Below are 18,129 nucleotides of genomic sequence, written 5' to 3' on the forward strand. Positions count from 1 at the left end.
GATGGAAACTCCTTTTTTTACCTATTTTATCACAAGAAAAGCGGAAGCTCCCGCAATATATTTGTTATCTGACTTCATAAGAAAATACATGCAGCCTACTGGCTGCATGCCATTTTCATTTATACAGTCTGACTTCTTCTCACTTTTGCGTAAGCACGGATTTCTTTGTAGCCGACAAACTTCTTCCCCTGCTCATCCCATAAACGGAACTTCAGAGACTGAAGGCTTGTTTTAAGGGTGATGGTCGGGATGTTTTGAAGCGGCTCCGTGTTTACATGAGCTTTTTCCAGGTTGTAGTTAGGGACTCTCGGGCTTAAATGGTGAACATGGTGGTAGCCGATGTTTCCTGTCAGCCATTGAAGAGGCTTTGGAAGCTTATAAAAAGAACTTCCCTCAACTGCCGCTTTCACATAATCCCAGTTTTCGTCTTCTTCAAAATAAGAATCTTCAAATGTATGCTGCACGTAGAACAGCCATACTCCAAGCGATCCTGAGATCAAAAACAGCGGTGCCTGGACAAGCAAAAATGCTTCCCAGCCGATTGTCAAACACAGCACAGCAACTGCTGCGGCAATCAGAACATTTGTAAGATAGGTATTTAAACGCTCGCTGCGTCTCGCGCCTTTTTTATTAAAACGATTTTTCAAAAGAAATACATAGGTAGGTCCGAGGCCGAACATAACGAGAGGATTGCGGTATAAACGGTAAGCAATTCTGCGCCACACCGGCTCAGCAAGATACTCATCCACTGTTAAAACCCAAATATCACCGGTTCCGCGTTTGTCCAGATTTCCGCTTGTTCCGTGGTGGATGGAATGATCGTGCTGCCACTGGCTGTAAGGAAATAGAGTTAAAACGCCAGTTATGGTTCCAACAAATTTGTTTGCTTTTCTGCTTTTAAAAAACGAGTGATGACAGCAGTCATGGAAAATGATAAAAATCCGCGTCAGAAAAAAGGCGGCTACTGTCGTAAAGGCAAGCGTGAGGACATAAGAAATCTGCAGGCTCTGATAAGCCAGGATCCATAGAATAAAAAAGGGTCCGAGTGTGTTGATCATCTGCATGATGCTTGCTTTCGTATTGGCTTTTTCATATGGAGCTACTTGTTTACGTAAGTTTTTCTGTAATTCTTTGCTCATAGTTTATTGATTCCCTTCTCAAATAAGGTACTTCAAATTATAAAGGGGTTTCAAACGTCTGTGCAGACATATGTGTCATAGACCATACATGATAAATGTCATATAGGTTTTTCCACACTTTTATATTTTTTATATTTTTTAGGAGGAAAAGAAAGATTCTGCGGAGAATTAGTTTACGAAACAGCACATACGTTCTGAAAAATACTAATTGAAACGGAGAGATGATGATGTTTGTTACCGTAGAAAATTTTCTCGCAGATTACAAAAATGAGTCGGTCTTGACTAAAAAATTGCTTGATGCCCTGACAGATGATTGTTTAAAACAGGAAACGGCTCCCGGTTACCGGACACTCGGGGAACTCGCATGGCACCTTGTGCCAAACGATTCCATGTTCAAACCGATGGGGCTGAGCATTAAAAATCCAGAAAGCAGCGAGGTGCCTGTAAGCGCTTCTGACATCGCAGAACAGTACCGGATCGGTGCAGATTCAGTCATTGAAGCTGTCAGCAAATGGGACGACGAAAAACTTCAGGAAACAAATGAAGTGTTTGGCTACGAGTGGCAAAACGGACTGACACTGTCCCTCTTCCTCAAGCATGAAATTCACCACCGCGGACAGCTGACCGTGCTGATGCGTCAGGCCGGGCTCCCTGTTTACGGCGCGTACGGACCATCAAAGGAAGAATGGGCTGGAATGAATATCCCTTCCCTTTAAACAAGTACAATGGATAGTTTAACCAAATAAATCCGAACTGCATTCCTTTTTAAATAAGGAATTTGTTCGGATTTTTTCTATTAATGCTGTATCGATGCGGGATTTGTGGCGCCACTCGCCTTAGCGACGCCACTTTTCTCTGTTTCCGGCCACCATTTCTGGCGCAACTCCCCTTAGTGACGCCACTTTTCTCTGTTTCCGGCCACCATTTCTGGCGACACTCCCCTCAGTGCTACCACTTTTCTCTGTTCCCGATCATCATTTGTGGCAGCACTCGCCATAGTGAAGCCACTTTTCTCTGTCCCGATCACCATTTCTGGCACCACTTCCTAAATACCTTTCCAGCATCCATCTTCAATGAACAGCTGCATGTTTTCTGGTCCTTTTTTTATCTTTAAATTTTTTTTTAAAATAAGGCCATACCAGTCTGTCTAATCCGTAAAACCAGGCTGCAGCACCAGCCGCAATCAGGAGAAAGGCTGCTGTGTAGAGGACCGGATTGGTGCTTGTCGTGCCTGCCAGCATGAAGTTGAGATTCATAAACGCTCCGGCAAGCAATGCCGGAAGTGTTGCAAGTCCGATGATCAAGCCTATTCCGACCAGTAATTCTCCCCATGGAACAAGAATGTTAATAAGGTCGGCATTCGGGAGCGCCGCGTGCTTGAGAAATGTAGCGTACCATCCTTGAACAGCCGGGTGCTCGCCGCCTGCTTTTGCAATAGCACCTTGCAAATAGCCTGTGGCATCAAAGCCTCCTGCTATTTTCGCTATTCCTGCTTCGAGCCACTGAACGCCCAGCCAAATGCGAAGAACGGTCCAAACGATTGCCATTTTCGGTTCTCTTAACCAAGCCATCATTTCCATCTCCTATTTGTGAAAAGTTTCACATAAGTAATTAAAAAAATATATGAGCCCTGCCAGCTGGTTGTACTCCGGAAAGTTTGTGAAGTTTTTCACTAACTTTCCTTACTCTTACTATACTCCTGCACTATCAACTATTCAACCGCTTTCACAAAGTGTTCAAAATATTTTTTATTTAGACAGCTCAGACCATTCAAGTCTCCCAGTCAGATACTCCATCCCCCACAGCAAAAAAACCTCAACAGCCCAGCCGTCAAGGTTATCACATCAATATGTTAATCTGATCCGGTTTCCTGAAGGATCAGCAGTCATCACAGTGCCATCTTCAATAAACGTTTTCGCACCCATATTCTTTAACCGTGCAACAGCCTGTTCAAGTGCATCAGCATCAGGATAGATGAGTGTAAACCACTCCAGGCCGGCACTTTGAGAATCTGGTGCAGGTGCTCCTTCGCCTGCCCAAGTATTCAGGCCGAGGTGGTGATGGTAGCCGCCTGTGGACATAAACATGGCCTGTCTTCCGTACCTGGCAACGGTCTTAAATCCAAGGCCCTGATCATAAAACGCTTCCGTTTCTTTTAAGGAGGATACATGCAGATGAACGTGCCCCATCACTGTATTTTCAGGCAAAGAAAGCCACAGTTCACCCTTCGCTTCTGCGAGCACATCTTGCGCATCAAGTGTTTCTGTTGTCATTGCCACCTGGCTGCCTTGCCAAATCCATTTGGAAGCGTCACGGTCTGAATAGATTTCAATGCCGTTTCCGTCCGGATCATTTAAGTACAGAGCCTCGCTCACTTGATGATCCGAAGCACCAAGCGGAATATTCAAGTTTACCAGGTGCTGCAGCACTCTTCCAAGGTCTGAACGATCAGGAAGAAGCAGGGCAAAATGATAAAGGCCCGTGGTTCCTTGCTGTTTGGGAGCAATGTTTGGACGCTGCTCGATTGAAAGAAGCACGTTTTTTCCATCAGCTGTAAGTTCTGCTGTGTGTTCTGTTTCATTTTGCACGTTAAACCCGATGACTTCTTTGTAAAATGCTAAAGAACGCTTTAGATCCTTTACTTTTATTCTTACTTCTCCTGTATACGTATTTGGCGCATGATGAAAGCCCATGTTAAACCTCCTTAATTTAACTTACTTTATGTAAGTAATTATATTTTAGTAAGCTTTTAAAGTCAATTACTTATTCCATTTAAAAAGACCTGCGCTATACGCAGATCTCTATCTTTCCATCCATTATTCTCCTTTTCCATTTGTAGCGGTCAGAGTTAATCTGCAAAAAATAAAAGCATCACCGGTTAAAGTCATGCCCCCAGAATTACCTGCTATTATAGCTGTTTTATACAAGGCTGTAATCACGCATTTCCATGTATCTTTCAAGCTTTCTTTTCACCCGCTGCAGAGCATTGTCAATGGATTTGACATGCTTGTTCAACTCTTCTGAAATTTCAACATATGATTGTCCGTCCATATAGAGGGCGAGCACTTTTCGTTCAAGATCACTTAGCATTTCAGCCATTTTCATTTCGATATCCAGCGCTTTTTCCTGATTGATGATTAGGGCAGCCGGATCCATTGTTTTTGTTCCGGGAATCACATCGAGCAGCGTATGGTTATCATCTTCAAACAGGGGCTTGTACAAAGAGACATAGGAATTTAGAGGGGTGTGCTTCTGACGCGTCGCTGTTTTGATTGCTGTAATGATTTGTCTTGTAATGCACAATTCTGCAAAAGCCTTGAATGATGCCTGCTTGTCCACTTTAAAATCACGGATTGCTTTATAGAGGCCGATCATGCCTTCCTGCACAATATCCTCTCTTTCACCGCCGATTAAAAAGTAGCGGCTCGCTTTTGCACGGACGAAATTGCGGTATTTGCTGATTAAAAAGTCGGTCGATTCTGAATCTCCTTTTTGAACGAGCTCAAGCAATACTTCATCTGGCAAGTCAGCATAATTCTCAATTTTCCTCGCTTCTAATGTAACACTCATACAGATCCCTCCGCAGACTTCGTGATGATGATGGTGGTCCCTATCCAAAAACTAGCAACAATGAGTATGATTATAATAACCCAGATAGAACCTTAAAGATATTCAAAGTTATCGACTCTTGTTTACAGCGGGAGCCATAAAAATAGAAAACAAGGCAAGAATTGATAAAAAAGCTGTCGAATGGTGCTGAACAAAAGGATGAAATGTCGCTATTTTGTATACGAAAGAGGTTTAGAGAGTGTATTTTGTGAAATTTTCACTTGAATGAACGATTTTTTCTTTTGTTTCTGTAAGGCATTGTCTGACTCATTCTCCGTTTAGAAGGCTGTGGCTTGCGGCCGGGAAAGAGCAGCCAGTACATGTTTTTTCCGGCTGCATTTATTCCGTGATACACAAGTCCGCCAAGTAGAACAAAAAGAATAAAAGCAATGGAAGCCCAAATATCCCAAATGCCTAAACCGTCATCAAAGGTTGATTTCTCCATCAGCATGCCGAGAAAATACATGCAGCATATGGCGATTATGGAGAAAAACACACTTCCAAAGTGATCTCCAAGAGAAACTGATTCATACGCCATAAAGCCTGAAAACAGCAGCATACAGAAAAGAACCATGAAAATAAAGATCTTCATGATACCCAGGACGATTTTCATAACGAACCTCTTTTCCCGATCTACGAATCAAAAAAATATTTCTTATTGCGGAAGCTGATGCTGAACACAAGTCCGATTGCGAGCATGTTGCTGATCATCGAGCTTCCGCCGTAACTGATGAACGGCAGCGGTATCCCTGTGATCGGCAAAAGTCCGATTGTCATTCCCGCATTCTGAAAAACGTGAAACGCAATCATGGAAATGACTCCTGTACAAACGTAGGAGGAAAACGGATCTTTGACATCCAGCGATAAACTGACAATCCTGTAGATCAGCAGAAAATAGAGGCTGATCACAAAGCTTGCACCGGCAAAGCCGTATTTTTCGCCAATGACACTGAAAATAAAATCAGTGTGCCCCTCAGGGAGATGGACATTTCCAAGCCCCGCTTCTTTGCCCGTAATCAATCCCGATCCAATGGCAAGCATGGATTGATACAGGTGATAGCCTTCTCCGTCCCTGAATGTCTCAGGATCAAGCCAGGCATAAATTCTGCCCAACTGATACTGCCTGACACCGATGATGCTGAGCATTTCCGGCTGAAAGACGATGAGATAGATGATCAAACTTCCGGCTGAGAGCATGAACAGAAAGATGGGGACAATCAGTTTCCATGTGATGCCCGAAACGAGCATCATTCCGCTGAAAATAGCCAGCAGGACAAGCGATGTTCCCAAATCAGGCTGCTGCATGATGATGGCAATAAGGGCAAACGTTGCCAGCAGCATTTTTCCAAACAGCTGCAGATCGCTCTTCCAGTCGCTGAATACCACTTTTTCATGATGAGTTGAAATGAGATGGCTGAGGGTAAGTATCAAAGCAATCTTCGACAGTTCTGAGGGCTGGAGCGAAACGCTGCCTGCTATCTGAAACCAGCTTTTCGCCCCATTGACCGGCCTTGCAATAGATTCCGGCGCCACAATAAGAAAGAGTAAAAGGAGCATCGCAAAACCATAGGCAAACCATTGAATCCGCTGTATTTGCTCCATATCAAAATACATCACTGTTAAAATGATGATGCATCCGACTATATACCACGCAATCTGTTTCATGAGGAAATTTTCGTTATACTGCCCAAATTCCTGAGCCGTGCTGATTGAGATAAAACTGATGATGGAAAACAGGAAAATGATAAAGACAAGACTAAAATCAAAAGGATGTTCGTTTTTCTCCATACTTTGCAAATCCTTTCGCATGCAGAGCTGTTTCGATTCTGTCAGTACGACGTACCGCACTTACCGCAGTCTCTTTTACCGGGTGCATTTATAAAATTCCCAGTCTGAGCTATGGCAGTTCCGCAGCCCGGGCATATAACCGGCTTCACATCATAGAGCTGGTCCATTACTTTTCTGCCAAAATAAAACACCGGAATGGCTGGAACTACTACACTTAATATGACAGCCCACATTGGAATCATTTTCATACACCTCCCTATCATTACATACGAACATTCAAGATAAAAAGTTTCAAAGAACACCAGCCATTTTTTGCTCAATCAGCGCTAAAACGCTCTTATAATATGAATCTTCATGAGGAACAAATCGTTCCATTCCTGCTGTCAGCTGTCTATCGTTCCTGCTCTCATCCGGATTCTCTTCAAATCCCTCCATGACAATTTCTTTTCTGACTCCTTCAATCAGCTCTTTAAATGCGGCCAGTTCTGTTCTGTAAATCCCTGATACTTCTTCTTTCTGCAGAACAAAGTCAGAGCTTGTTCCATGAAACGAATACAGAAAGACATGGGCAATTTCATTGTCGCGGAGTTCACCTCTAGTTACAGAATAATCAATGATATCCAGTAATTTCAGCTCTGAAAACATCAGACTGACACCGATCTCTTCCTCGACCTCTCTAATGCCGTCCTTTACAGATTCATCTGCCAGCAAATGTCCGGCGGCTGTAATATCGAGCATGTCAGGATAATCTTTTTTATTTGCACTTCGAAGCTGAAAATAAAGAAAGATTTTCTCTTTCTCTTCCCCAGCAAACCAGCAGTGAAAGGTTTCATGCCAATAGCCTTTTCTATGTATTTCTTCCCGCGGTGCCGTACCGATGGGCTCTCTTTTCTCATTGAATATGCGAAGCAGTTCCTGTTCCATCATTTTTCTCCTGTCATTTTTTCATAGATTGAGAGGGCCTCTATCACGAATGCCTCATCATATCCGGTTTTCCCGCAAATTCTGTCTGCCCATTCTTCCAGCGAATCTGCATCCCTGTCATGCACCAGACCGGAGTTTGTGCTTAAGAAGCTCCTCCAGTCATAAAACTCCCAGTGTGCGGTTTCTCCAGGCAGCTGCACGCGTGTCTCAACGAGCGGCTTAGGGTGAATGGTATTTTGGGAATGCTCGGCTGCAGCAAGAAACTCATTCCGATCAAGCGGTGCCGTCTGATAGATCTGGGATGAGTGTTTTCCGTTCGGGCGGTGGTAGGTGACCTTGACCCCTTCACCCGCAGGCTCCGCTGAGATTTCTGCACCCGGAAAATACTCTTTCAATCGTGCATTTGTAAACTGTTCGTCATCCGTGTCTATTAAAATCGGCATGAGCCACTGATCCCCGAGATCACACAGGAAGCGTCTTCCATTTTGATCGCGTGCTATAACCGCACCGTGGTCCAGGCCAATCGGATACGCTTCAACTCCCGCCCTGTCGAATTCATCAAGAAGCCAGATGGACAAATCAAAGCAATTGCCTGAGATGCCGTACTGCTCCCTGTGCTCTTTCATCTCTGAAAGGGATCGCTGTTTTTTCCGGCCTGCTCTCCTGTGGTGCCAGACCTTGGTGAGTGTTTCCATCGGAAAATCGTCAAATTTTCTCCATACTTGTATGATTTCGTTCGGTGCTTTCATTTTTTCCCTCCTAAAAAAGAACCAGGCTGCCCTGGTTCTTGGATGTCTCAATTGACAAATTTCTCTTTTTCTCTCCAAAATTCCTTCCTCAGATGCACTTTTTGAATTTTTCCTGAGGCGGTTTTAGGCAGCTCGTCTGCAAATATGACTCTTGTAGGAGCCTTGAAGTGAGCCAGTTTGCTGCGTGAGAAGGCAATCAGTTCTTCTTCACTTGTGAGAAGCCCTTCTTTAATGACGACGATGGCAAGCGGCGTTTCTCCCCACTTTTCGTGAGGCACGGAGATAACGGCAGCTTCCTGCACTGCAGGATGATCATATAAGACTCCTTCAACTTCAATCGACGAAATGTTTTCGCCTCCGCTTATAATAATATCTTTTTTCCTGTCGGCAATTTCAATATTTCCTTCTTCATCAACCACTGCCATATCCCCTGTAAAATACCAGCCGTCCCGGATGACTTCCGCCGTTCCTTCCGGGTTGTTCCAGTACCCTTCCATAACGCCGTTTCCGCGGACTGCCACTTCCCCGATCACGCGGCCATTGTGCTGCACTTCTTCACCGGTTTCGGTGAAAACACGCACGTCACTGCCTATAAACGAATAGCCTGCTTTTGCTTTTAAACGGTATTTTGCTTCAGGCTCCAAGTGCTTTTGAGTATCCCGGATGATGGACGTCGTAATGAGAGGGGAAGCCTCAGTCATGCCATACACCTGGATAAATTCCCACTGCATCTCTTCTTCCACTCTTTTGACAAAAGCAGGAGGAGGGGCAGAGCCTGCGACAACAATTCTCATTTCCTGCCGCGGTTTTTCATAGCCATGGGCATCTGCATATTGCAAAAGACTGTTTAAGACCGTCGGTGCCATATGCATGACCGTTACACCATAGGCATTGATCTTTTTAAAGATGTCTGCAGGCTGTACTTTCCGCAGGCAAACCTGTACTGCCCCATTTGCCGTGTAGTAAAAAGGAGATCCCCACCCGTTTACATGAAACATCGGGAGCACGTGCAGCAGCACATCTCTGTCAGATACTCTTAGATGATGCATAGAGGTCAGCGCATGCAGGTAATTACTGCGGTGAGTCAGCATGACACCTTTAGGTTTGCCGGTCGTTCCGCTTGTATATAAAAGAGTGGCGAGGTCCTCTTCATCCATTTCCGGACGGCCGATATCACTGCTTTCGTAGTAACTGAGCCATTCCTCATAAGCAAACGTATCGTCATTCCCCGTTTCAAGCCCGTGGACAAGAATGGATTTAACCGTTTTCAATTGGTCCCGCACCGGCTCTATTTGAGCATATAATTCTTGATCAACAAATAATACTTTTGTTTCACTGTGATTTAAAATGTACACATAATCATCCGGAATCAGCCGTGTATTCAGAGGCACCATCACAGCCCCAAGCTGAAGGACTCCATAAAAACCCTCATACATCTCAGATGAATTCGGCGCAAGATACGCCACACGGTCCCCTTTTTGCACCCCTAAATCTGCAAGTCCCCGTGAAAGCCGGTTTACCCTTTCTCCAACCTGTGCATATGTAAATTCTTTCCCATCATCAATGATGGCTGTCTTCTCCCCATATAGCTTTACAGCCCGATCCAAAAAATCTGTCAGCAGCAAAGGCACCTTCATCGTCCGCATCCCCTTTGTCTAAATATTCACTATTTTACACTGCTAGTATACCACAAGTACTAAAATGTGTTATATAACAAGGGTTCAGCCTCAATCAAAATCGAAAGAAAATCCATCATCCTGACTAATATCACAAAAATTCCTTTCAAATTGATTTCACTCCACACAATTTCCTAAAATGCCGTCCCTCCGTGCCGATACAAAAGAAGGATAAGTTTTTTTATAAACATGTTATTTTAGAGACGTTTATGGGTATACAATCTTGGTCATTATGAAACCTTAAGGAGCTGCACCATGTTCATCAGAATTTTAAAATCCTACGATTATTCTTTGATTGCCGCTGTATTTGCTCTGAGTGCTTTCGGCCTTGTCATGGTATACAGCTCAAGTATGATTACATCCATCCTGCGGTACGAGGTAACGAGCAGCTATTTCTTTCAAAAGCAGAGTCTGTCCCTTTTGATCGGAATAGCGGCGTTTATTGTCATTGCACTCTTGCCATATAAGCTGTTTCTTCAGAAAAGGATCATCAAACTTTTATTTTATGGGACCATCGGGTCTTTGCTCGTTGTTTTTGTTTTCGGCCATACGGCCGGCAATGCCCAGAGCTGGATCAAGCTTGGAGGAATGGCCATTCAGCCTGCTGAATTTGCCAAGATGTGGGTCATCATTTACCTGTCAGCCCTGCTTGCTAAAAAACAGCGGTACATGGATGATTTCGGTCATGCCATTCTGCCTCCCGTCATTTTTGTCGTAATTGTATTTGTGCTTATCCTGATTCAGCCTGATTTCGGGACGGCTCTGATCCTTCTGCTGAACGCATTCATTGTTCTTCTGTGCTCGGGAATGACGCTTAGGAGTTTTATAAGACTATTTGTATTTTCCATTGCGGCTGCAGGTCTCGGCCTTTTGCTTTTATTTGTGTCGGATAAACTGGCAGACGTGTTTTCACCCGAGAGGATCTCAAGGTTTACTGGGTTTATGGATCCTTTTGAAAATATGGCCGATTCCGGCTATCAGCTTGTCAGCTCCTATTTTGCCATCAGCAGCGGAGGTGTTGCGGGGCTTGGTCTAGGAAACAGCATTCAAAAATACGGGTATCTCCCAGAAAGCCATACTGACTTCATCATGGCGGTCATCAGTGAAGAGTTAGGGATAACAGGGGTCCTGATCGTTATTGGACTTCTTGCTTTTATTGTTTTAAAAGGATTTTTCATAAGCAGATCGTGCAAAGATCCATTCGGTTCGCTGCTTGCCATCGGCATTTCTTCTATGATTGGCATTCAGTCTGTCATTAACCTCGGTGCCGTTGCAGGGCTTCTGCCGATAACCGGCGTGACTCTGCCTTTTGTCAGCTATGGGGGTTCATCCCTTATTCTGCTTTGCATAGCTGCCGGAATGCTTGTGAATATTTCCATGATGAATACATTTAAGGAGACGTACCAAAAAGAGAATAAAGCGGCAGCTTAACCTGAAATGCGGAACCGCCCGTTTAGACCCGGCAGTCAGATAAGAAATCACACGAAAAGTCCGATTTTGACTTTTTGGGGGATTTTGTTCTGACAGAGGGGCTGGGGGGTGAAGCTGGACACCATGAAATGCGGAACCGCCCGTTTAGACCATCAAAAAAAAGCCAGATCCTCAATGGATCTGGCTTTTCCTGTTAACTCGTCCGATTTGTCATTCTTTTGCGCACAAACCAAATGATTACCGCAACAGCTGCGACTCCGAGCACAGCGTAGATTACGGATGAATAAACACCTACGTACTCATTAATCTTCGGCCATGCTTCGCCTAGGGAAGCTCCAAGCAGCACAAGGGCTATGTTCCAGATCAGGGTTCCGGCAGTCGTGAAAATCAGGAACTTTACAAAATTCATATTGGACATCCCGGCCGGAATAGAAATAAGGCTTCGGAGCAGCGGAACCATCCGGCAGAAAAAGACGGTCCAAATCCCGTATTTGTCAAACCAGGCATCAGCCCGGTGCACATCTTTTTTCTTTACCCGAAGAATATGCCCCCACTTGTCGATGATTTTTTCAAGGCGCTCAACGTCAAGCTGAAGGCCGATCCAGAACAGGATGACCGCACCGACCACAGATCCTGCTGTGGCAGCAAGGATGACACCCGGAATCGTCAAATCCGAATTGGTTGTCATAAATCCTCCAAAAGGCAAAACAACCTCAGAAGGAATGGGAGGGAAAATATTTTCAAGTGCAATCATCAAAAATATGCCAAAATATCCGTACTGCTCCATAAAATCTGTAATCCAGTTTTCCAAAGCGGCGGCTCCTCTCGTGAAGCTTTTTTGGTAAAATTCTTCCCTGTGCATCATCTTTTAAAACGTCAGAACAAAAGCGCAAGCGCCAAGGCCCGCTCCGATAGGCAGAAAAGTCCGGGTTTGACTTTTTTGACGGATTTGTTCTGACAGAGGATCTAGGCGCTGGAGCTGGACGAGGATAACATTATTATATTATCCACAACCTTATACTCTATAATTTCCTTAACGATTAGAAAAATGGCACCTCTATAAAGAGATGCCGTTTTTTCAGTCAACCTGCTCAAAACCAATTGATTTCAGCGCAAGATGGAGGCTTGAATACGATTCTGTTCCTTTGAAATCAAGTCCCAGGCTAGTCATCGTCTGGGCAATCTCAGGGCGGATCCCGCTGAGTTTTGTATCAACACCAAGAAGTGAGAGGGCATCGAGCACTTTGAAGATTTGATTGGCAACCATTGTATCGATAACCGGAACACCTGATAAATCAATGATCAAATATTCATAGCCGCACTCAGCGCTCTTTGTTAAAGCAACGTCCATTAACACCTGGGCACGCTGTGTATCAAGATCTCCTATCAGCGGAAGAACGCCTGTTTTTTCAGAAACATTCACAATCGGCACAGATAATTCATCTACCGCACTTTTGGCCGAATCAATGTTGGCTGAATAGCTTTTCATGTAAAAGACGCTGATTAAATGAATAGCGTGGTCCACTACGTAATCAAACGCTGAAAGCAGCAAATAAAACTCATCTAAAGATAGATTGTCTGCAGAAGCCTGATCCTTGATCATTTCTCCGATAAGATCTCTGTAGAATCTGATTTCCTCAACAGCAAGATCAAGGGGAAACTGAATCATAACCAGAAGATTAGCCGTCTCTCTTCCCCAATTATTAATCAGACCAACCGCATTCTCTTTTGGAAGTGTTAACGCTTCTGCATAAACATCAATCAGCTTGTTTCTCCACTCCGCCAGTTCAGCAGTATTCGATTGAATGCTGTTTGGGTATTGGATCGTTCTTTCTTTTTTAATGGCATTTATTAAGGTTTGTTTTTCATCTATAACTTTTTCATTTATTTTTTTAAGGGTCTCTTGTAAATTGTTTTTCGTTTGCATGGTTCTCCTTTCCAAAACAATGTTCTTTTTATAAGGATAGTACGTTTCAGTAAGAATCTCAAACCATTTATGCCAATTGGCTTTAAAAAATATTACCATCTAAGGCATATCCCTGCGTATTCGTGTAACGCAAAAAACACTCGATCACGAGTGTTTTTTGTCATGTCTTATTTTTTAACCGGTATCCAAATTTCTGAATAATAGTCGCTGCTGTATGCATCACCTTCGGTATAAACTTCAAGATCCGGGGTTCCTGCATGTTCATACCCGCTAGCCGGAAACCACTCTGAATAGATTTTTTTCCACGCCTCCTGCATCGCACCTGGCATCGCGCCTCTTACTTCAAAGATCACCCATTTTGAAGCAGGGACGGCCGCTGAAGCGAGTCCTTCCGGCGTTTCGCCGCTGTAGCTGCACGCCGCCCAATACGTCATCATACTGTCAGGACCCGGTTCACATATTCCCATGATTCCTTTCACACCGCCGTTATTCAGCGCAAGCAGCCTGTCATTCGTTCCGTTCTCATGAATGTCTTTCCACAATTGCGGAATCCCGATCAGATTCTCCCCATTTACACAGGAAAAGCTTCTCTTTACTCCAATCACAGGAAAACTCTCTCTTTCTTCCACTCTGTACTTCATCGGATCTGCTCCTTTCAAACTCACCTGAATCACCAGGCGGCTGTAGCTTGTAAAACGGCATGAGGCTTTTTTAGCTTCGCTCGGAGAAATTTTGTGCTGTCTTCTGAAAGCCTTCGCAAACGATTCAGGAGTGTCATAGCCATATTTCAAAGCAAGATCAATGACTTTTGCGCTGCCATGCGCAAGGTCATGCGCTGCGAAAGTCAGCCTTCTCCTCCGAATATACTCGCCGACTGTTGAATCTGTCAAAATGGCAAACGTCCGCTGAAAATGAAAGACTGACGCATTGGCGGCAGCCGCAATATCTTCAATGGCAAGCTCTTCAAGCATATGGTCTTCCATGTAATTAATCGCGTTTTGAATCGACTCTATCCATGATGGCATATGACTCACCTCCTGACTTTATTTTACAGGCATCCAGCTGCAGCTTCCTGTCTTTTTCTGCTTTTAGATGACAGGTTAAAGGTGCTTCGTGCAGTTGTACAGCTCACAGGACCAGCCCATTTCCCCTTTAATCAGGGTAGAAACAGAGGTATTATTCAGAGCTTCCTTCATCTCAAACTGAGGGACGAGCTGTTTAAGAAAGTGGGCTATGAAGAGGCCGTGACTGACGATCAGAATGTTCTTATCAGGGTGTTCATTCAGCAGGTCTTCCAAAAACTCTTTGCCTCTTTTTATGACAGCATCGGTCTTTTCAATGCCAAGATCAAGACCGCGCCATCCCTCTCCCCACTTTTCCAGACGTTCAGCTTCGGTCGTTCCTTCAATGAGTCCCCCATTTACTTCAACTAAACGATCATCAAATATAATCGGCAGATCCCCAAGCTTTACTGAGACACATTCTGCTGTCTGCCTTGCTCTTTTCAGCGGGCTTGCATAGATCAGATCCCATTCTTCTTCACCCAGTCTGTCTGCAAGCTTCTGCGCTTCTTCCATGCCATTTTCATCAAGCGGAATATCTGAGCTGCCCTGAGCTCTTCTTTCAACATTCCAAGCGGTTCTCCCGTGGCGTATAATTCCTATTTGTGTCATTTACGTCCAGCCCCTTTGTAAAAATGTGGACAAAATCTCTAAATCTCTCATTTATCCGTCTATGAATATGATACTCTAAAAAAGAGGTGAATACGATGAAAAACAAGCCGGTCTATGTGGAAATTCCTATAGAAGCGGATATGAATAAACTATGGGACGCCACGCAGTCTCCCGACTTGCATGCACGATGGGATCTCCGGTTTTCCTCTATTACATATCTTCCTAAAAAAGAAGAAAGCGAGCCCCAGCATTTCAAGTACAAAACCAATATTGGTTTTGGCATGAGCATAGAAGGATTCGGAAAAAGCGCCGGGGAATTTCACGCCGGAGACGGGTCGAGAACCTCCTCCCTGCATTTTGGAACGGATCAGAAACGGTCTTTGATCAGGGAAGGTAGAGGTTATTGGAAATACAAGCCAAATCAAGAAAACATCACATTTTTGACCCAATATGACTATGATGTCAGATTTGGCAAAGCCGGAACTTTTTTTGACAAAATGTTGTTCAGACCGATGATCGGCTGGGCAACCGCATTAAGCTTTGATGTGTTAAGAAGGTGGCTGGTAAAAGGGGAGGCTCCTGAGAGCCAGTACCTCCGTTTTTTCAGCGTCTGGGTGATTTCGTTCCTTTTCTTCTTTGTCTGGACATACCACGGGGCTGTCCCAAAGCTGTTCTTCCAGCACCCTGAAGAAATCGGAATGGCTGAAAAGCTGCTGGAGATGCCATTTAAGGAAGCAGCCCGGTTAACTGCAGGTATTGGAATCGCTGAAATCTTATTTGGATGCCTGTGGCTGTTCCCGCTTAAAAAGAGATGGCTGTTCGGGATCCAGCTTCTTGCTTTCCCGATGCTTGCTCTGTCTGCCGCTCTAGCAGACCCGGGTGTCCTTACTCATCCTTTTACACCAATTACATTTAATGCAGCGCTTTTTGTCCTGTCGGGAATCGGCTTTTTTCAAAGCAGAGACGTGCCTTCAGCAAAGAGCTGCAATCGAAAAAGATAAGGAGAAACAGATGGCCATTTATCAGCAAGTATTAGGAGAAGACTATCACCGTCTGCACCCTGCTCTAAAGCAAAGATATCAGTTTCCGTTCAGGGGGAGCGGGATGATGCATCAAATAACAGGGGGCCCGAAATGGCTGTATCCGCTCTTCTTAGGCGGAGTCGCATACAAGCTTCTTTTTCCTGAAAAAGGAGAGAACATTCCGTTTACGATTGTGAATTCTATGAGAACCGGCACGGGCGGTGAACAGCAGGTTCATTGGGAGAGAGTGTTTTATTTCCCAGGCAAAAAGAGGTGGTTTAACGCTTTGATGAGCCTGGACGGTGAACGGAACGTCATCAAAGATTACTTGGGCGAACCGGGCCTGTTTTACTCTGATTTAACGTTTCATGTTACGGACTGCGGAAACCTCAGGATTGAGTCCGGAAATCAAAGGCTTGTCATCGGAAAGCTTGAGATACCCCTGCCTAAGATCCTGCAGGGTCTGGCATCTGTTACTGAATCGTTCGATGAAACGAAAGGGATCTTTACCATCCGGGTAGAAGTGACAAATCCGCTGATCGGTCCTGTATTTTCCTATGAAGGAGAGTTTGTTTCTGATGAACGTTTATAAATCTGCCTTATTATGCGGCTTGATGTTTTTGCTGGCAGCCGCTTTTCACGAAGGGCCCTGGTATTATCTGCTTCTTACTGCAGCCCAGCTTGTCTACGTCCCCCTCGTCCTCCAGCTTGTCATGCAAAAAGAGGACTGGTTTTACAAACTTTATAAATGGATCGCACCTTTCGGGTTTGGCTCCGTTCTTCTCCTGCATATTCTGGGTCCGTCACCGGCTGATCCAATCCTTGCAGGTATTTATCTGCTTTTTACCGTCCTTGTCGCAAGTTACGGCATTACGCGTTTTCTAAAAAGGGGATTTGTCCGGTTTGAGGAGTTTTCCATCGACATGGGCCTGATTTCATTAATGATCGGGGGCGGATGGTTTTTTGCCCATATTGCTGGAATTGAAACGGGATTCTCTCCAATCATCACGTGGCTAACGGGCATTCATTTTCACTACTCTTCCTTTTTGCTTCCGATTTTTGCAGGATTTCTCGGAAGAATTTTAAAAGGGACAGTTTACCGGGCTGCAGTCAGTATCCTGATTATTTCACCTGGCATCGTGGCTGCAGGCATTGCTTTTTCAGTATGGCTGGAGCTTTTTTCAGTAGTTCTATACATCACCGGAATTTATGCGCTTATCTGGCTTTCTTTTAAAGCAGACATTCCAGGTGGTAAATGGCTCATTCGCCTCTCCTTCCTATCTCTTGGAATCACCATCCCGTTTTCTCTTGCATACGCATCAGGCAATGCTTTCGGCGAATATGCCGTTTCCATAGACTTCATGCTGAAGTTTCATGGCGTGTTAAATGGGGGGGGCTTTGCATTGGCTGGAGTGATCGGTTGGCATGTATTTAAGCCTGCACCTGCAGCGCTGCCTTCCTTCCCTGTAAGCAAAATACGCGGAAGACAGCATGTGGCGGATCTCGCTGCTGAAGCTCAGATTCATCAGGGGCTTGTTGATGATATGAAAATCTACGGGACTGGCCCTATTTCTGAAACCATAGTTGACTTTTATGAGCATACGAAAGAATACAGCTTGTTTGCTGAAGTGCACTGGCATGGCTGGTTTAAGCCATTTGCATTTGTCTATCGTCTAATCAGCAGCCGCACAGAACAAATCCATTTGCCGCTTTCCTCTGACCCAAAAGAAATGACCGGCGGTATTTATACGGTAAAAGAGGGCCTTGACGGGAGAAAATCTGTTAGAGCATGGCACAGACAAATTGACGGAAAAACGGTTTTTCTTGCCCTTTATTCCTATCATCAGAAAGACGGCGAGACCTATATGAATATTGCGCTCCCTCTGCCGGGATGCTCTATGATCGGTATACTCGAACTCCATAAAACTTTAGATGCCCTGCTTTTGACAAGCAGAAAACAGAATCCTTCCTCTGATGCAGGCATCTATCTCGCCTGGAAAGATCACTTGTTCAAGCTTCCCTTAGATGAGGTTTTCAGAGTAGAAGAGACTGAAAAGGGAAAGCTTGCAGCCATTCATCAGATGAAAATAGCCCGCCTCCCTTTTTTAACAATCCGCTACAACATCTCTAAAAATGAGGGCTCCTTTTAAAAGACGGCTTTCCAGGACAAAAACAGCCTTCATGCATGTGA

General features: G+C 44.6%; 19 protein-coding genes. 5 read left to right on the plus strand and 14 right to left on the minus strand.

The window, feature by feature from the left end:
- Positions 1 to 119: 119 nt before the first annotated feature.
- Positions 120 to 1,139, minus strand: a complete 1,020-nt coding sequence (locus MHB63_02985; protein ID MEK3805552.1) for a fatty acid desaturase — start codon at positions 1,137 to 1,139, stop codon at positions 120 to 122.
- Between the two features lie 227 nt (positions 1,140 to 1,366).
- Between MHB63_02985 and MHB63_02990 the strand changes: the two genes are divergently transcribed.
- Positions 1,367 to 1,855 carry a DinB family protein gene (locus MHB63_02990; GenBank protein ID MEK3805553.1) on the plus strand — a complete coding sequence of 163 codons (489 nt, stop codon included), beginning with the start codon at positions 1,367 to 1,369 and terminating at the stop codon, positions 1,853 to 1,855.
- Positions 1,856 to 2,209: 354 nt separating this feature from the next.
- Here MHB63_02990 and MHB63_02995 read toward each other — a convergent pair whose 3' ends face one another.
- The 9 genes from MHB63_02995 to MHB63_03035 form a co-directional block, all read right to left on the minus strand.
- Positions 2,210 to 2,710, minus strand: coding sequence for a DoxX family protein (locus tag MHB63_02995; GenBank protein ID MEK3805554.1), 501 nt, complete (start codon positions 2,708 to 2,710; stop codon positions 2,210 to 2,212).
- A gap of 273 nt (positions 2,711 to 2,983) precedes the next feature.
- Positions 2,984 to 3,832 (minus strand): VOC family protein, encoded by an 849-nt coding sequence (locus MHB63_03000; protein ID MEK3805555.1) that lies wholly within the window; start codon positions 3,830 to 3,832, stop codon positions 2,984 to 2,986.
- A 226-nt stretch (positions 3,833 to 4,058) separates the two neighbouring features.
- Entirely contained in the window at positions 4,059 to 4,709 is a 651-nt protein-coding gene (gene sigH / locus MHB63_03005; GenBank protein MEK3805556.1) for an RNA polymerase sporulation sigma factor SigH, read from the minus strand.
- A gap of 256 nt (positions 4,710 to 4,965) precedes the next feature.
- On the minus strand, positions 4,966 to 5,361 hold the full coding sequence (locus MHB63_03010) for a hypothetical protein (GenBank protein ID MEK3805557.1): 396 nt from the start codon (positions 5,359 to 5,361) through the stop codon (positions 4,966 to 4,968).
- A gap of 20 nt (positions 5,362 to 5,381) precedes the next feature.
- On the minus strand, positions 5,382 to 6,536 hold the full coding sequence (locus MHB63_03015) for an FtsW/RodA/SpoVE family cell cycle protein (GenBank protein ID MEK3805558.1): 1,155 nt from the start codon (positions 6,534 to 6,536) through the stop codon (positions 5,382 to 5,384).
- A 41-nt stretch (positions 6,537 to 6,577) separates the two neighbouring features.
- A complete protein-coding gene (locus MHB63_03020) occupies positions 6,578 to 6,778 on the minus strand; it encodes a hypothetical protein (protein MEK3805559.1) in 201 nt (66 codons plus the stop codon).
- Positions 6,779 to 6,827: 49 nt separating this feature from the next.
- Positions 6,828 to 7,460: an NUDIX domain-containing protein gene (locus tag MHB63_03025; GenBank protein MEK3805560.1), complete on the minus strand. Its 633-nt coding sequence runs from the start codon at positions 7,458 to 7,460 to the stop codon at positions 6,828 to 6,830.
- A complete protein-coding gene (locus MHB63_03030) occupies positions 7,460 to 8,209 on the minus strand; it encodes a hypothetical protein (protein MEK3805561.1) in 750 nt (249 codons plus the stop codon). The genes MHB63_03025 and MHB63_03030 overlap by 1 nt, the downstream gene beginning before the upstream one ends.
- Before the next feature lie 47 nt (positions 8,210 to 8,256).
- Positions 8,257 to 9,846: a long-chain-fatty-acid--CoA ligase gene (locus MHB63_03035; protein MEK3805562.1), complete on the minus strand. Its 1,590-nt coding sequence runs from the start codon at positions 9,844 to 9,846 to the stop codon at positions 8,257 to 8,259.
- Between the two features lie 294 nt (positions 9,847 to 10,140).
- On the opposite strand from MHB63_03035, the gene ftsW reads away from it, so the two are divergent.
- A complete protein-coding gene (ftsW, locus tag MHB63_03040) occupies positions 10,141 to 11,316 on the plus strand; it encodes a putative lipid II flippase FtsW (GenBank protein MEK3805563.1) in 1,176 nt (391 codons plus the stop codon).
- A gap of 193 nt (positions 11,317 to 11,509) precedes the next feature.
- Here ftsW and MHB63_03045 read toward each other — a convergent pair whose 3' ends face one another.
- From MHB63_03045 to MHB63_03060, 4 genes are all read right to left on the minus strand, one after another.
- Positions 11,510 to 12,127: a DedA family protein gene (locus MHB63_03045; GenBank protein MEK3805564.1), complete on the minus strand. Its 618-nt coding sequence runs from the start codon at positions 12,125 to 12,127 to the stop codon at positions 11,510 to 11,512.
- A 267-nt stretch (positions 12,128 to 12,394) separates the two neighbouring features.
- A complete protein-coding gene (locus MHB63_03050; protein ID MEK3805565.1) occupies positions 12,395 to 13,342 on the minus strand; it encodes an STAS domain-containing protein in 948 nt (315 codons plus the stop codon).
- A 68-nt stretch (positions 13,343 to 13,410) separates the two neighbouring features.
- Entirely contained in the window at positions 13,411 to 14,268 is an 858-nt protein-coding gene (locus MHB63_03055; protein MEK3805566.1) for an AraC family transcriptional regulator, read from the minus strand.
- A gap of 75 nt (positions 14,269 to 14,343) precedes the next feature.
- On the minus strand, positions 14,344 to 14,916 hold the full coding sequence (locus tag MHB63_03060; protein MEK3805567.1) for a histidine phosphatase family protein: 573 nt from the start codon (positions 14,914 to 14,916) through the stop codon (positions 14,344 to 14,346).
- 95 nt (positions 14,917 to 15,011) lie between these two features.
- Between MHB63_03060 and MHB63_03065 the strand changes: the two genes are divergently transcribed.
- Genes MHB63_03065 through MHB63_03075 form a run of 3 tightly spaced genes read left to right on the plus strand, consistent with a single transcriptional unit; the run spans position 15,012 to position 18,088 of the window.
- Positions 15,012 to 15,917 (plus strand): DoxX-like family protein, encoded by a 906-nt coding sequence (locus MHB63_03065; protein MEK3805568.1) that lies wholly within the window; start codon positions 15,012 to 15,014, stop codon positions 15,915 to 15,917.
- Positions 15,918 to 15,927: 10 nt separating this feature from the next.
- Positions 15,928 to 16,530, plus strand: coding sequence for a DUF4166 domain-containing protein (locus MHB63_03070; GenBank protein ID MEK3805569.1), 603 nt, complete (start codon positions 15,928 to 15,930; stop codon positions 16,528 to 16,530).
- On the plus strand, positions 16,517 to 18,088 hold the full coding sequence (locus MHB63_03075; GenBank protein MEK3805570.1) for a YndJ family protein: 1,572 nt from the start codon (positions 16,517 to 16,519) through the stop codon (positions 18,086 to 18,088). The genes MHB63_03070 and MHB63_03075 overlap by 14 nt, the downstream gene beginning before the upstream one ends.
- The last annotated feature ends 41 nt before the right edge of the window (positions 18,089 to 18,129 follow it).

Source organism: Bacillus sp. FSL H8-0547 (assembly GCA_038002745.1).
Lineage (GTDB): Bacteria > Bacillota > Bacilli > Bacillales > Bacillaceae > Bacillus_P.

What these genes read in the sequence shown, in the direction of transcription:
- MHB63_02990 (MEK3805553.1), top strand. Translation starts at nt 1,367, where the DNA reads ATGTTTGTTACCGTAGAAAATTTTCTCGCAGATTACAAAAATGAGTCG.
- MHB63_03060 (MEK3805567.1), bottom strand. Translation starts at nt 14,916, where the DNA reads ATGACACAAATAGGAATTATACGCCACGGGAGAACCGCTTGGAATGTT.
- MHB63_03075 (MEK3805570.1), top strand. Translation starts at nt 16,517, where the DNA reads ATGAACGTTTATAAATCTGCCTTATTATGCGGCTTGATGTTTTTGCTG.
- MHB63_03035 (MEK3805562.1), bottom strand. Translation starts at nt 9,846, where the DNA reads ATGAAGGTGCCTTTGCTGCTGACAGATTTTTTGGATCGGGCTGTAAAG.
- MHB63_03020 (MEK3805559.1), bottom strand. Translation starts at nt 6,778, where the DNA reads ATGATTCCAATGTGGGCTGTCATATTAAGTGTAGTAGTTCCAGCCATT.
- MHB63_03065 (MEK3805568.1), top strand. Translation starts at nt 15,012, where the DNA reads ATGAAAAACAAGCCGGTCTATGTGGAAATTCCTATAGAAGCGGATATG.
- MHB63_03050 (MEK3805565.1), bottom strand. Translation starts at nt 13,342, where the DNA reads ATGGTAATATTTTTTAAAGCCAATTGGCATAAATGGTTTGAGATTCTT.
- MHB63_03055 (MEK3805566.1), bottom strand. Translation starts at nt 14,268, where the DNA reads ATGCCATCATGGATAGAGTCGATTCAAAACGCGATTAATTACATGGAA.
- MHB63_03030 (MEK3805561.1), bottom strand. Translation starts at nt 8,209, where the DNA reads ATGAAAGCACCGAACGAAATCATACAAGTATGGAGAAAATTTGACGAT.
- MHB63_02995 (MEK3805554.1), bottom strand. Translation starts at nt 2,710, where the DNA reads ATGGCTTGGTTAAGAGAACCGAAAATGGCAATCGTTTGGACCGTTCTT.
- ftsW (MEK3805563.1), top strand. Translation starts at nt 10,141, where the DNA reads ATGTTCATCAGAATTTTAAAATCCTACGATTATTCTTTGATTGCCGCT.
- MHB63_03000 (MEK3805555.1), bottom strand. Translation starts at nt 3,832, where the DNA reads ATGGGCTTTCATCATGCGCCAAATACGTATACAGGAGAAGTAAGAATA.
- MHB63_02985 (MEK3805552.1), bottom strand. Translation starts at nt 1,139, where the DNA reads ATGAGCAAAGAATTACAGAAAAACTTACGTAAACAAGTAGCTCCATAT.
- MHB63_03070 (MEK3805569.1), top strand. Translation starts at nt 15,928, where the DNA reads ATGGCCATTTATCAGCAAGTATTAGGAGAAGACTATCACCGTCTGCAC.
- sigH (MEK3805556.1), bottom strand. Translation starts at nt 4,709, where the DNA reads ATGAGTGTTACATTAGAAGCGAGGAAAATTGAGAATTATGCTGACTTG.
- MHB63_03015 (MEK3805558.1), bottom strand. Translation starts at nt 6,536, where the DNA reads ATGGAGAAAAACGAACATCCTTTTGATTTTAGTCTTGTCTTTATCATT.
- MHB63_03025 (MEK3805560.1), bottom strand. Translation starts at nt 7,460, where the DNA reads ATGGAACAGGAACTGCTTCGCATATTCAATGAGAAAAGAGAGCCCATC.
- MHB63_03010 (MEK3805557.1), bottom strand. Translation starts at nt 5,361, where the DNA reads ATGAAAATCGTCCTGGGTATCATGAAGATCTTTATTTTCATGGTTCTT.